This window comes from Xanthobacter sp. (genome assembly GCF_041911315.1).
Classification (GTDB): domain Bacteria; phylum Pseudomonadota; class Alphaproteobacteria; order Rhizobiales; family Xanthobacteraceae; genus Xanthobacter; species Xanthobacter aminoxidans.
The window spans coordinates 1-12,581 of the sequence record NZ_JAYRPE010000064.1 but is presented as its reverse complement, the minus strand read 5'-3'; the positions used below and the strand labels follow the sequence as shown (position 1 = coordinate 12,581).

The following is a 12,581-nucleotide window of genomic DNA, read 5'->3' as shown; positions in this document are numbered from 1 at the left end:
GTGGCAGCATCCAGCGGGGCATCGGGAACGTCGTGGGGCGCGGGGGCGCCGGCCCCCTCCAGACGCGGCTCCTGACGCTCGCCTGCGCCTTCCGCCCGGCCGGCTGACGCGGCAGGGGCGGGGACGGCGCGGCGGGTGAGCCCGGCACCGGAGAGGCGCGCCTTCCACGAGAGGAAGGTGTGGGTGAGGGCACCGAGGGAAACGGCGGTGCCGTCGTCCTCCTCGTCCTCGTCGCCCACCTCGCCCGGCAGCTCGGAGGCGGGGGCGAGCTTCAGGGGCGTGCGCCGGCCGCCGCTCAAGGCGAAGAACAGGCCTGCCGCCCCGATCGCGAGGCCGGCGGCGCCGATCAGCATGGAATCAAGGGCCGCGAGCGCGCCGCCGCGCATGACGCCGAAGGCACGGGGAAACAGATCGCCCAAGGCGCCGCCGAGGCCGGTGAGGCCCGGCCAGTGGTCCGGTTGCGGAATGGCGCCGAGGAACGCCGTGGTGCCGAGCACGCCGATGAGCCAGCAGGTGATGCGCAGGCGTTCGCGCGCGAACGGGCGGTGGGTGACGAGCCGCCAGCCGGCATAGAGCGGCGGCAGCAGCACGGCCAGCGCCGCGAGTCCGAACAGCTGGATCAGCAGATCGGCGATGATCGCGCCGGGCCGGCCCAAGAGGTTCGTGACCGGCGCATGGGTGGCGTTGGACAGGCTCGGGTCGGCCGCGGACCAGGTGCCGAGCGCGACGAAGGAGATCAGCGTCGCGAGGATCAGTCCGGTCCCGACGATCTCCCGCCCGCGCCGGCGCACCACCAGCCGGATGCTCTCCGGGATCAGTTCGAGCCGGGGCATATGGTGGTGGGGCGCGTCCATCCGGCTGTTGATGACGGCATCGGCGGAGGCGGCTGCCTTCGGGCGTCGGCGGGCCATGGGCATCGGCGCGGCTCCCTTCAGAGGGCAGCGACGAGGCGCTTCAGCACCTCCTCGCAGGTGGGCAGATCCTGGACCAGCGCGACGCGCAGGAATCCGGCGGAGGGGTTGGCCCCGGTGAGGTCGCGGCGGGCGAGATAGCCCCCCGGCACCGTGCGCAGGCCCTGCTCGCGCCACAGCTTCACCGCCGCCGCCTCGCCGCCGGTGAGGTGGTCGTCGGCCAGGTGGGACACGTCGAGCCACAGGAAGAAGCCGCCGCCGGGCCGCTCATAGCCGAAGCGGCCGGCAAGCATGCGGTCGGCGAGGTCGAACTTTGCGGCATAGAGGTCACGGGAGCGGGTGACGTGGGCCTCGTCCTCCAGCGCCGCCACGGCCACCGCCTGCAGGGGCTCCGGCACCTGCGGCGCGGCCACCCAGCGGAAGGCGAGGAAGTCCTTCAGGAAGGCCGGATCGCCGGCACAGAAGCCGCAGCGCAGGCCGGGCAAAGACGAGCGCTTGGACAGGGAATTGAACGCCACGACGCGGGTGAGGTCGGTGCCGGCCACTTCGAGAATGCCGGCCGGCTTTTCCGCGCCGAGGTAGATTTCCGAATAGCACTCGTCCGAGAACAGGAAGGCGCGGTTGCGCCGCGCCAGCTCCAGCGCCTTGCCGAGATAGTCGGCGGAGGCGATGGCGCCCTGCGGATTGGCGGGGGAGGCGATGTAGATGGCCACCGTCCGCTTCAGCAGGTCCGGATCGAGCGCGTCGAGGTCCGGCAGCCAGCCGCTTTCCTTCGTGGTCGGCATCACGACCGCCTCGCAGCCGGCGGCCTCCGCGCCCGCGGCATAGGCGGCGTAGAAGGGATTGGGCAGCAACATTGCCGGCTTGCCGTTGGCGCCCTTCGCCGGATCGGTGAGGCGTTGCGCGACGATGGCGGCGGAGAACAGGCCCTCGCGGGAGCCGTTCAGCGCCAGCACTTCGCGGTCGGCATCCAAGGGCTTCGCCAGCTTGTAGCGCTGCGCCAGCCAACGGGCGGCGGCGGCGCGGAAGGTGGGCGTGCCTTCGGCGCGGGGGTAGCGGCCGAAGCCTGAGAGATTGCTGGTGAGAACCGGGCCGACGAAATCCGGCATGGCGTGCTGCGGCTCGCCCACGGCGGCGCTCAGCGGCTGTCGCCCCGGCTCGATCCCCGCGAGGAGGTCGGCCAGCCGGATGAAGGGCGAGCGGCGGTCTTCCGGGGGAGCGGCAAGGGGAGCGGCAGGTGCGGGTGGCACGGCTTTGCGGTCTTTTCTGGCGGCTTTCGTCATCCGCCCCAGAATGGGACCAGCCGGTTAAGGTGTGGCTAACTTAACCCGGCGATCCGTCAGACTTCCCGCGCCAGCACCTCGCGCGCCTGCTGCGCATCGGCCCTGATCTGCGCGACGAGCGCGTCGATGCCGTCGAACTTCAGCTCGGGCCGGATATAGGCGTGGAATTCCACCTCGATGGACTGGCCATAGAGATCGCCGGAAAAGTCGAACAGGTGCACTTCCAGCAGCGCCCGGCCATTGTCGAAGGTGGGGCGCCGGCCATAGTTGGCCACTCCGTCGAATCGGCCGGCGGGCGTCATGGCGCGCACCGCATAGATGCCGAAGGCCAGTTCCAGATCCTGCGGCAAGGCGAGATTGGCGGTGGGGAAGCCGATGGTGCGGCCGCGCTTGTCGCCGTGGATCACCTCCGCCGTCACCGCGAAGGGGCGTCCCAACATGTGGGCAGCATGGCCTACCTGTCCCGAAGCCAGCGCCCGGCGCACGGCGGTGGAGGAAATGGCGTCGTTCTCATCGCGCATGGGCTCCACCACGGTCACGGCGAAGCCGTGCCGTTCTCCCGCTTCCTTGAGGAAGGCGGGTGATCCGGCGCGCTGGCGACCGAAATGGAAATCGAAGCCCACCGCCACGCCAGCGACGCCGTAGCGGCCGACCAGAACCTCGCGCACGAAGTCCTCGGCCTCCATGGCGGCGAGGGCGGCGTCGAAATCGAGCACGATGGCGCCCTGAAGGCCGCTCTCGGCGATGCGGCGCAGTTTCTCGGCCGCCGGAGTCAGGCGGAAGGGCGCGGTGGCGGGATTGAAGAAGGTGCGCGGGTGCGGCTCGAAGGTGAGCGCCAGCGCCGGCCCACCCGCTTCGGCCGCCATGGTCCGCGCCGCGGCGAACACCGCCTGATGGCCGCGATGCACGCCGTCGAAATTGCCGATGGCGATGACGGGGCGCTTGAGCGCCGGCGGCAGGGGCTCGGGGCCGTGGACGAGCACGAAGTCAGGGGGAAGGGACACGGTCATCGGCGGGCGCAAGCCTTGCCTTGGTGTTCGGCGGGACGCCCGGAACCTCGACGGCACCGGGACAGGATATTCGGCCTTCGAGATCGGTCAAACCACGGGCAAATTCAAGGAACCGAATGTCGCCCGGGCGCGGCTACCAGGCGAGGCGGGGCATGACGCCGCGCGGATGGGCGTGGCCGGTGAAGAGGTCGGCGAGGGATTCGGTGTCGGGAACGGCGCCGTCGATGGACTTCAGCTCCTGCGCATGAATGCCGCCGGAGATGAACAGGCTGTCGAAGCCCGCATCGTTGGCGCCGGCGATGTCGGTGCGCAACGCATCGCCGATGCCGAGCACGCGGGCGCGCTCCACCACCTCGCCGCGGATCACCTCGGCGCGGGCGAAGGCGGTGTCGTAGATGGGCCGGTAGGGCTTGCCGCACCAATAGGCCTTGCCGCCGATCTGCTCATAGGCCTGGGCGATGGCGCCGGCGCAGAAGATCAGCTTGTCGCCGCGCTCCACCACGAGGTCGGGATTGGCGCAGATGAAGGGCAGCTCCCGCGCCTTCATGGCGGCGAGGGCGTCGGCATAATCCTCCGGGGTCTCCACGTCGTCGTCGAGGAGGCCGGTGCAGACCACGAGGTCCGCGTCCTCAAGCGAGGCGAGGGTGAGGTCCAGCCCGTCGAACGTGCCCACGTCCCGCGCGGGGCCGAGGTGGTAGACGCGGGCGCCCGGCCGCGCCTCCAGCATGTCGCGCGTCACGTCGCCGGAGGTGACGATGGCGTCATAGGCGGTGCGCGGTACACCAAGGCCGTCGAGCATGCCCATGATGAAGCGGTTGGGCCGCGGTGCGTTGGAGACCAGCACCACCGTCGCGCCGCCCGCCCGCACCTTCGTCAGCGCCTCGCAGGCGGCGGGGAAGGACGCGACGCCGTTGTGCAGCACGCCCCAGACGTCGCAGAGGATCAGGTCGTAGTCACCCGCGAAGGCGGAGAGGCCTTCCACCAGCGGCGGGGCGTGCAGGGGCGTGCGGGTGCCGGTCTCGGCCATCGACTTCTCCATTGTGCAATGCACACGTGCCACGGAAGGCCTTGAACCACAAGGCCGTGCGCCGCCCGTCGGATACCCGCTCCGCGCAGGTCGGCGGATGAACCCTCGGTGATCTCAGGGGTGTCCCTTGCCGGGATGTCCCCCCGGGTGCCCTCCGGCGCCGTGGGGGTGTCCGCCGCCATGGGGGTTGCCGTGGGGGTTGCCGTGCGGATGGCCGCCGCCCTTGGGCGGCTCCTTCTGCGCCACCGGCGTGGTGGACTGCGTGCGGGCCTGGATGCCCGGCAGCGCCTGCACCAGCGTGCGGAAGGCGTCGCCGCGCACCTCGAAATTGGGATACTGGTCGAAGCTGGCGCAGGCCGGCGACAGCAGCACCACCGCATCCCCGCGGCCGGACGCCTCGGCGTCCCGCGCGGCGGCTTCCACCGCCTTGTCGAGGGTGCCGACGATCTCGTGGGGCACCTTGTCCGCCAGCGTCGCGGCGAAATCCTGCGCGGCCTCGCCGATGAGATAGGCCTTGGCGACGCGATCGAAGAAGGGGGCGAGCGGGGCGATGCCGCCGGCCTTCGGCTTGCCGCCGGCGATCCAGAAGATGTCGGTGAAGCTCGTCAGCGCGCGCTCGGCGGCATCCGCATTGGTCGCCTTGGAATCATTGACGAACAGTACCTTGCCCTTGTTGCCCACCTCTTCCATGCGGTGGGCAAGGCCGGGGAAGCGCTTCATCGCCACAGTGATGACCTCCGGCGCGACGCCGAGCGCGCGGCAGGCGGCGTAGGCGGCGGCGGCGTTCTGCGCATTGTGCGCCCCGCGCAGCGAGCCGATGCCGCCCAGCGGCAGGCGGAACACCTCGGCGCCGCCTTCGGACACCACGAGCGTCTCGCCCTCGCGCCAGATGCCGTCGGGCAGGGGCCGCCTGACCGAGATGCGCACCACGTGCTTGCCGGCGCGCTCTGCCCGGTCGGCCATGGCGGCGGAGAAATCGTCGTCCACGCCCACGACAGCGGTGCCGGTCTGCTCGACGCCGGTGACGAGGCGTTCCTTGACCGCCGCGTAGTTCTCGATGGTGCCGTGCCGGTCGAGATGGTCCGGGGTGATGTTGAGCATCACGCCCACGGAGGGGTCGAGGCCGGGGGCGAGGTCGATCTGGTAGGAGGAGCACTCCACCACATGCACCCGGCCGGGCTTCGGCGGGGCAAGCGACAGGATGGCGGTGCCGATATTGCCGCCCATCTGCACGTCGCGGCCGGCGACGCGCAGGATGTGGGTGATGAGCGCCGTGGTGGTGGACTTGCCGTTGGTGCCGGTGATGGCCACGAACGGCGAGCGGCGCGCGATGGCCTGCCGCTCGCGGCAGAACAGTTCGATGTCGCCGATGATCTCGACGCCCGCCGCCTGGGCCAGCTTCACCGACCAGTGTGGCTCGGGGTGGGTGAGCGGCACGCCGGGGGCGAGCACCAGCGCCTGGACGATGGTCCAATCGATGTCGTGGAGATCCTGCACGAGGATTCCCGCCTCTCCGGCCTTGCGGCGGGAGGCCTCGGAATCATCATAGGCGACGACGGTGGCGCCGCCGGCCTTGAGCGCTTCTGCGGTGGCAAGGCCTGAGCCACCCAGCCCGAAAAGGGCGACGGTTGCATCTTTGAAGACGGTGACGGGGATCATGGCAGTAAAATCGTCCGTTGCGGCAATGCACTCCGGGCTCCCGTCTAGAGCATGATGCGAAAAAGTGCGAACCCCTTTCGCAGGCACCCGGCCTTAAGGGAAATCCCCCGCTTGCCCGATTCGACATTCATACTGTTGAATGTAGCCAACGGGATCGTGGACCCGCCCCGCCGGGGCAGGCTTGCTGGGTTTGCCCGCTGAACTTGGAATTGGGAGAGCGAGATGGTGGCGAACGTGGGTGGGATCGACCGGGTGCTGCGCTTCATCGCCGGGGTCGTGCTGATCCTGGTGCCCTTCGTGGCCCCCTCCGTGCCGGCGCTGGCCGGGCTCGGGCATTGGACCTGGCTGATCGGCGCCGTGGGCGTGGTGATGCTGCTCACCGCCGCCTTCCGCTTCTGCCCGGCGTATCCGCTGCTGGGCATCAATACGTGCGGGCGGTGACGTCTTTCCGCGTAACCTCGTGAAAAAGGCCCGCGGGAGGTGCTCCCGCGGGCCTTTCGATTAGGCGATATCGCTTCTCACCGCAGCTTGAGCGTCGCCAACCCCGCCAGCGCCAGCACGACGGCGATGATCCAGAAGCGGATCACCACCTGCGGCTCGGTCCAGCCGAGCTGCTCGAAATGGTGGTGGATGGGCGCCATCTTGAACACGCGCTTGCCGGTGAGCTTGAACGACGCCACCTGCACGATCACCGAGACCGCCTCCAGCACGAACAGGCCGCCGACCACCGCGAGCACGATCTCGTGCTTCGTGGCCACCGCGACCGTGCCGAGTAGGCCGCCCAGCGCGAGCGAGCCGGTGTCGCCCATGAAGACCTGGGCGGGCGGGGCATTGAACCACAGGAAGCCGAGGCCGGCCCCCATCACCGCGCCGCAGACCACCGCCAGCTCGCCGACGCCGGCGACGTAGTGGATCTGCAGGTAATCGGCGAACCGCACGTTGCCGGAGAGATAGGCGATGAGGCCGAAGGTGCCGGCCGCGATCATCACCGGCACGATGGCGAGGCCGTCGAGGCCATCAGTGAGGTTCACCGCATTGCCCGCCGCGACGATGACGAACACGCCGAACACCACGAAGAAGACGCCGAGGTTGAGCAGCAGGTCCTTGAAGAAGGGGAAGGCCACGGAGGTGGAGAGGCCCGACTTGCCCATGGTCATGATGATGACCACGGCGACGCCGGAGATCACCGCCTCGATGGCGAGCCGCATCTTGCCCGAGAGCCCGTTATGGGTCTGCTTCGTCACCTTCAGGTAGTCGTCATAGAAGCCGATCATGCCGAAGCCGAGCATCACCAGCAGCACCACCCAGACATAGAAGTTGAACAGGTTCGCCCACAACAGCGTCGCCACCGCGATGCCGGCGAGGATCATCAGCCCGCCCATGGTGGGCGTGCCCTTCTTGGTGAGCAGGTGCGACTGCGGCCCGTCGGTGCGGATGGGCTGGCCCTTGCCCTGCTTCAGCCGCAGCATGGAGATCATCGCCGGGCCGAACAGGAACACGAACAGCAGCGCCGTCACCACGGCGCCACCGGTCCGGAAGGTGATGTAGCGAAAGACGTTGAAGGCTGTGAAGGACTGGTGGAGATCGGCAAGCCACTGGAGCATCTGAATTCTATCCTTCGAGCAGCGCATCCTCGGCGGCGCGGAAGCGCTCGGCGAGGCTCTTGACCAGCGGTCCCATGCGGCTGCCGTTGGAACCCTTGACCATCAACGTGTCACCGCCCCGGATGGCGGACGCCACCATGGGCTCGAGGTGGGAGGCATGGATCGCATAGCCACCCCGCCGCTCCGAGGGCAGGGCCTGCCAGAGCGCGTGCATCTGCGGCCCGCAGCAGAACACCAGATCGATCTTCGCCGTGCGGATCGCCTCGGCCAGCTCGGCATGGTGCGCCTCGCCGTCGGGGCCGAGCTCCAGCATGTCGCCGAGCACTGCGATGCGGCGGCCGCGCGGGCCTATCGGGGTCCGGCTGAGCACGTCGAGGGCGGCGCGCATGGAGGCGGGGTTGGCGTTGTAGCTTTCGTCCAGCAGCGTCGCCTGCCCGCCCTTCACCTGCAGGCGCAGCGCGACGCCGCGGCCGGGAGGCGCCTTCATGCGGGAGAGGGCGAGGCCGACGAGCGCGAGGTCGGCCCCGACGAGCTTCGCCGCGGCGAGCACCGCCAGCATGTTCTGCACGATGTGGCGGCCCGGCATGCCCACCTTGAAGGTCACGGGCGTGCCCATCACGTCCGCCACCCCCACCGAGCAGTAGGATTGCAGCGCCGCGTCCTTCAGCCGCACGTCGGCGCCGGCGGTCTCGCCGAAGGTGACGATGCGGTCGATGCCCAGGGCCTCGGCAGCGGCCTTGAGCCGGGGGAAGAGGGGATTGTCGAGGTTCAGCACCACAGCGCCGCCCGGCTCCAGCCCCTGGAAGATCTCCGCCTTGGCGTCGGCGATCTCCTCGATCCCTGAGAACTGGGCGATGTGGACCGGCTCCACGGTGGTGATGATGGCGACCTGCGGGCGCACCAGCTCCACCAGCGGCGTGATTTCGCCGGGATGGTTCATCCCGATCTCGAACACGCCGTAGCGCGCCTCACGCGGCAGCCGGGCGAGGGAGAGGGGCACGCCCCAGTGATTGTTGTAGGAGGCGGCGGACGCGTGGGTCTCGCCGTCGGCGCCGAGCGCGATGCGCAGCGCTTCCTTGGTGGTGGTCTTGCCCACCGATCCCGTCACCGCGACGATGCCGGCCTTCGAGCGCGCACGGCTGGCGCGCGCAAGGTCGGTCAGGGCGGCGAGCACGTCGTCCACCACGAGGAGGGGGGCATCGGCGGGGAACTGGTCCGCCTTGTCGCGGGCCACCACGCAGGCGGAGGCCCCGGCGTCCAGCGCCTTGCCCACATAAGCGTGGCCGTCGCTGTTCTCGCCGGCGATGGCGAAGAAGGTGTCGCCGGGGGCGAGCGAGCGGCTGTCGATGGAGATGCCGGTGGCATCGCGCGGCGCGCCGCGTAGCTCCGCCCCTATGGCCGCCGCCATTTCCGCGACGGTGTGGAGCACCCGGCCGTCCTGTTCTGCCGTACCCGCACCCGCATTCATGCCGCGACCTCCTTGAGGGCGGCGAGGACTTCCGCCGCATCCGAGAATGGATATGTCCGGTCGCCGATGATTTGGCCGGTTTCGTGACCCTTGCCGGCAACGATCAGCGCATCCCCGCTTTCGATGAGGGCGACGCCCGCCCGGATCGCCTCGGCCCGGTCGCCGATCTCGCGCACATCGCCGCGGCCGGCGCCCCGGGCGCCTTCCAATACCTCTGCGCGAATCGCTGCCGGATCCTCGCTGCGCGGGTTGTCGTCGGTGACGATCACCACGTCCGCCTTCATGGCGGCGATGGCGCCCATGATGGGGCGCTTGCCCCGGTCGCGGTCGCCGCCGCAGCCGACCACCACCACGAGCCGGCCGGGGATGGCGGCGCGCAGGGTATCGAGCACGGTGGCCAGGGCTTCCGGCTTGTGGGCGTAGTCCACGAAGACCGGCCGACGCGGGTCGTCGCCGATGCGCTCCAGCCGGCCCGGAACACCCTTGAGGTGCGCAAGGGCGGCGAACGCCTCGGCACGATCAGCGCCGCAGGCGATGGCGAGGCCGGCGGCCAGCAGGGCATTGTCCAGCTGGAAGCGTCCCACCAGCGGCACCACGGCACTGGTGCCGTCCGCGAACAACACCTTCTGCCCCGCGGGCGAACCCGTCGCTGCAGCGATGTCGATGCCGTCCGCCCGTCCCTCGCCGATGGGCAGGAGCCGGAGGCCGCGCGCGTGCGCCCAGGCGAGCGCGGTCGCGGCGAAGGGGGCGGAGGTGACGGCCACGGCGGCAGCATCCGGCGGCATCACCTCGGTGAAGAGGCGGAGCTTCGCGCGGAAATAGGCGTCCATCGTTGGGTGATAGTCGAGATGGTCGCGGCCGAGATTGGTGAAGCCGCCGGCGGAAAGGCGCACGCCGTCGAGCCGCTTCTGGTCGAGGCCGTGGGAGGAGGCTTCGAGCGCCATGTGGGTGACGCCCTCTCCCGCGAGCGCGTCGAGAGTGGCGTGCAGTTCCACCGGGTCGGGCGTGGTGAGGCTGCCATAGGTGGCGCCGTCCGGCTTCACCAGCCCGATGGTGCCGAGATACGCCGCGCGATGGCCGAGTCGCTCCCAGATCTGCCGCAGGAAAAAGGCGACGGAGGTCTTGCCCGCGGTGCCGGTTATGGCGGCGATGGTCTTCGGCTGGCGCGGATAGACGCGCGCGGCGGCCAGCGACAGGGAGCGCCGGGCATCCAGCGTGAAGGCGAGGGCCACCTGCGGCGGCAGGAGGGGGGCCGGCGCGGTCGGCTCCATCAGCACGGCTGCGGCGCCGCGCGCGATGGCGTCGGCGATGAAGCGCGTGCCGTCCGCATGGGTGCCGGGGATGGCGACAAAGAGATCGCCTGGCGTGATGCGGCGGCTGTCGGAGGACAGGCCGGTGATCGGCTCCTGGGCGCCGTCGGGCGTCAGGATGCGGGCGTGGCCGTCGAGGAGCTGTCCGAGAGAATATGTGGTCATCGGACCCCTTTTTGGCATTCGCCCGCCCCGGTTGTCACCCCGCGCGGGCGACCGCTGCGGTGGCGGTAACGTGCTCCCGCAGCGGTGACATCAGTTGCGGTCGGCGACCTTGAGCGGCATGCGCAGCAGCTGCTCCGCATTGGGCAGGTTCTGGCGCGGCGCGATGTTGAGCATGGGGGCGATGCGCTCGACGATCTTGCCGGCGGTTGGTGCCGCGTTCCAGCCCGAGGTGGCGAAGCCGTAGGTCTCGGAGGTCGCCTTGGGCTCGTCGAACATCACGAGGACGAGGTAGCGCGGCTTGTCCATGGGGAAGATGGCGGTGAAGGAGGTCAGCAGCTTGTTGTGGGCGTAGCGCCCGTTCACCACCTTCTCCGCGGTGCCAGTCTTGCCGCCGACGAGGAAGCCGGGCACCTCGGCCTTGGTGGCCGTACCCTTCTCGGCGTTGAGGCGCATGATGTAGCGCATCTTGTCCGAGGTCTCAGGCTTCAGCACGCGCACCGCCACCTTCTGCGCCTCTTCCGGCGTCCGCTTGATGAAGGTGGGCGGGATGAGGAAGCCGCCATTGACCATGGAATTCACCGCCATCACCGCCTGCAGCGGGGCGACGGAGAGGCCGTGGCCGAAGGCGATGGTGGCCGAGTTCAATTCGCCCCAGCGCCTCGGCACGATGGGCTCGGAGCTTTCCGGCAGCTCGGTCTTGAGCCGGTCGAGCTGGCCCATCTTCTTCAGGAACGCCTTGTGCGCCTCCACCCCGAGGGAGAGCACCATCTTCGCCGTGCCCACGTTGGACGAGACGAGGAAGATCTCCGGCACGGTGAGCACGCGGTTCTCGGCGTGGTAGTCGTGGATGGCGAACTTGCCGAAATGCAGCGCGCCGCGGGCATCGAAGGTCGAGTTCAGGCCGATCTTGCCCGAATCGAGCGCCATGGCGAAGGACAGTGCCTTGAAGGTGGAGCCCATCTCGTAGACGCCGGTGGTGAGCCGGTTGAGATAGGCGTCGTCCTTGGGATTGCCTGATGTGTTGGGGTCGAAGTCGGGGATCGACACCAGCGAGATGATCTCGCCCGTGTTCACCTCGGTCACGACGGCCATGGCGTGCAGCGCCTGGAACTTGTTCTTCGCCTTCACCAGCTCGTCGCGCACGGCGTGCTGCACGCGCACGTCCATGGAGAGCTGTACCGGCTCCTGCTGGCGATCGGTGGCAAAGCCGGCGAGGTGCAGTTCGGCGAGGCCGCGGCTGTCGATCCACTTCTCGATACCGGAAATGCCCTGGTTGTCCACGTTCACCCCGCCCATCACGTGGGAGATGATGGGGCCGTCGGGATAGATGCGGCGGTTTTCCTTCAGGAAGCCGATGCCGGGAAAGCCGAGGCGATGGATAGCGCGCATCTGCGCCGGCGTGATCTCGCGCTTCAGCCAGGCGAAGCCCTTGCCGGAATTGAGGCGCTTGCGGGCTTCCTCGACGTCGAGGTCGGGCAGCACCTTGAGCAGGCCTTCCAGCGCCTCGTCGGGATCGATGAGGCGGCGCGGCTCGGCGAACAAAGACGGGGACTTCACGTCGATGGCGACGATGTCGCCGTTGCGGTCGATGATGTCCGGCCGCGCGGAGGCCACCGCATCCGAGCCACGCCCACGCCCGCCGCCGCCGTCCGCCGTCATGGCGAGGTGGGAGAGCTGCACCGCGATGGCGATGAACAAGCCGCAGAAGGCCAGCATCACCAGCTTGATGCGGCCGCGCGCCACGGTATCGGGATCGGCACGGTCGAGGCCGAACAGGCCGCGCACCACATGGCGGACGCCGCGCCAGCCGAGATGTCCGAGCCCCACGGTGAAGGGCCACAGCACGTTCCAGCTGGCGATGGCGGCCCTTGCTGAGCCGCGCGCGGTGGCGCGGCCAGCGGCCTTGCTGCCGGCGCCGAGACGATCGAGCAGCACCGCGCACGAGGCGTCGGCATCCCGGAGCACGGGACCGACGGCGGCGACGAAGCCGGCCCACAGGCGGGCGAGGCGGGCGGAGATGGAAGACAGATCAGCCATTTCGGACCTCGTCAGCGGAAACCGGCCAGGAATCCGGAGAGCTTTTCGCGGGGATTGGTGGGCTCCGGGGGCGGGGCGGGCGCCGGAGCGGCGGCGGCCGGCGCCGG

10 protein-coding genes are annotated in these 12,581 nt (G+C 69.7%); 1 reads left to right on the top strand and 9 read right to left on the bottom strand.

Annotated features, from left to right (window positions below):
• The 5 genes from ACE3QW_RS18245 to murD form a co-directional block, all read right to left on the bottom strand.
• Positions 1–917: DNA translocase FtsK 4TM domain-containing protein (locus tag ACE3QW_RS18245; RefSeq protein ID WP_374253039.1), on the bottom strand; the 917-nt coding region annotated here is incomplete at its 3' end.
• Positions 918–931: 14 nt separating this feature from the next.
• Positions 932–2,194 carry an aminotransferase class I/II-fold pyridoxal phosphate-dependent enzyme gene (locus tag ACE3QW_RS18240; RefSeq protein WP_374253038.1) on the bottom strand — a complete coding sequence of 421 codons (1,263 nt, stop codon included), beginning with the start codon at positions 2,192–2,194 and terminating at the stop codon, positions 932–934.
• A gap of 56 nt (positions 2,195–2,250) precedes the next feature.
• On the bottom strand, positions 2,251–3,204 hold the full coding sequence (locus ACE3QW_RS18235; RefSeq protein WP_374253036.1) for a bifunctional riboflavin kinase/FAD synthetase: 954 nt from the start codon (positions 3,202–3,204) through the stop codon (positions 2,251–2,253).
• Between the two features lie 133 nt (positions 3,205–3,337).
• Positions 3,338–4,231 carry a TIGR01459 family HAD-type hydrolase gene (locus ACE3QW_RS18230; protein WP_374253034.1) on the bottom strand — a complete coding sequence of 298 codons (894 nt, stop codon included), beginning with the start codon at positions 4,229–4,231 and terminating at the stop codon, positions 3,338–3,340.
• Between the two features lie 114 nt (positions 4,232–4,345).
• A complete protein-coding gene (gene murD / locus ACE3QW_RS18225) occupies positions 4,346–5,890 on the bottom strand; it encodes a UDP-N-acetylmuramoyl-L-alanine--D-glutamate ligase (RefSeq protein ID WP_374253032.1) in 1,545 nt (514 codons plus the stop codon).
• Between the two features lie 222 nt (positions 5,891–6,112).
• Between murD and ACE3QW_RS18220 the strand changes: the two genes are divergently transcribed.
• Positions 6,113–6,331, top strand: coding sequence for a DUF2892 domain-containing protein (locus ACE3QW_RS18220; protein WP_024276542.1), 219 nt, complete (start codon positions 6,113–6,115; stop codon positions 6,329–6,331).
• A 77-nt stretch (positions 6,332–6,408) separates the two neighbouring features.
• On the opposite strand, the gene mraY is transcribed toward ACE3QW_RS18220, so the two are convergent.
• The 4 genes from mraY to ACE3QW_RS18200 all read right to left on the bottom strand — a co-directional run bounded on the left by mraY (position 6,409) and on the right by ACE3QW_RS18200 (position 12,474).
• Positions 6,409–7,494 carry a phospho-N-acetylmuramoyl-pentapeptide-transferase gene (mraY, locus tag ACE3QW_RS18215; RefSeq protein ID WP_029556316.1) on the bottom strand — a complete coding sequence of 362 codons (1,086 nt, stop codon included), beginning with the start codon at positions 7,492–7,494 and terminating at the stop codon, positions 6,409–6,411.
• Between the two features lie 7 nt (positions 7,495–7,501).
• Complete coding sequence (locus ACE3QW_RS18210; RefSeq protein WP_374253030.1) at positions 7,502–8,962, bottom strand: UDP-N-acetylmuramoylalanyl-D-glutamyl-2,6-diaminopimelate--D-alanyl-D-alanine ligase; 1,461 nt, start codon at positions 8,960–8,962, stop codon at positions 7,502–7,504.
• Positions 8,959–10,437, bottom strand: a complete 1,479-nt coding sequence (locus ACE3QW_RS18205; protein WP_374253028.1) for a UDP-N-acetylmuramoyl-L-alanyl-D-glutamate--2,6-diaminopimelate ligase — start codon at positions 10,435–10,437, stop codon at positions 8,959–8,961. Before ACE3QW_RS18205 ends, ACE3QW_RS18210 begins: the two co-directional genes overlap by 4 nt.
• 90 nt (positions 10,438–10,527) lie before the next feature.
• Positions 10,528–12,474 carry a penicillin-binding protein 2 gene (locus ACE3QW_RS18200; RefSeq protein ID WP_245279299.1) on the bottom strand — a complete coding sequence of 649 codons (1,947 nt, stop codon included), beginning with the start codon at positions 12,472–12,474 and terminating at the stop codon, positions 10,528–10,530.
• Positions 12,475–12,581: the final 107 nt, after the last annotated feature.

Excerpts from the sequence above, each read along its gene's own strand:
- ACE3QW_RS18240 (WP_374253038.1), bottom strand. The coding sequence starts at position 2,194 with ATGACGAAAGCCGCCAGAAAAGACCGCAAAGCCGTGCCACCCGCACCT.
- ACE3QW_RS18235 (WP_374253036.1), bottom strand. The coding sequence starts at position 3,204 with ATGACCGTGTCCCTTCCCCCTGACTTCGTGCTCGTCCACGGCCCCGAG.
- ACE3QW_RS18230 (WP_374253034.1), bottom strand. The coding sequence starts at position 4,231 with ATGGCCGAGACCGGCACCCGCACGCCCCTGCACGCCCCGCCGCTGGTG.
- murD (WP_374253032.1), bottom strand. The coding sequence starts at position 5,890 with ATGATCCCCGTCACCGTCTTCAAAGATGCAACCGTCGCCCTTTTCGGG.
- ACE3QW_RS18220 (WP_024276542.1), top strand. The coding sequence starts at position 6,113 with ATGGTGGCGAACGTGGGTGGGATCGACCGGGTGCTGCGCTTCATCGCC.
- mraY (WP_029556316.1), bottom strand. The coding sequence starts at position 7,494 with ATGCTCCAGTGGCTTGCCGATCTCCACCAGTCCTTCACAGCCTTCAAC.
- ACE3QW_RS18210 (WP_374253030.1), bottom strand. The coding sequence starts at position 8,962 with ATGAATGCGGGTGCGGGTACGGCAGAACAGGACGGCCGGGTGCTCCAC.
- ACE3QW_RS18205 (WP_374253028.1), bottom strand. The coding sequence starts at position 10,437 with ATGACCACATATTCTCTCGGACAGCTCCTCGACGGCCACGCCCGCATC.
- ACE3QW_RS18200 (WP_245279299.1), bottom strand. The coding sequence starts at position 12,474 with ATGGCTGATCTGTCTTCCATCTCCGCCCGCCTCGCCCGCCTGTGGGCC.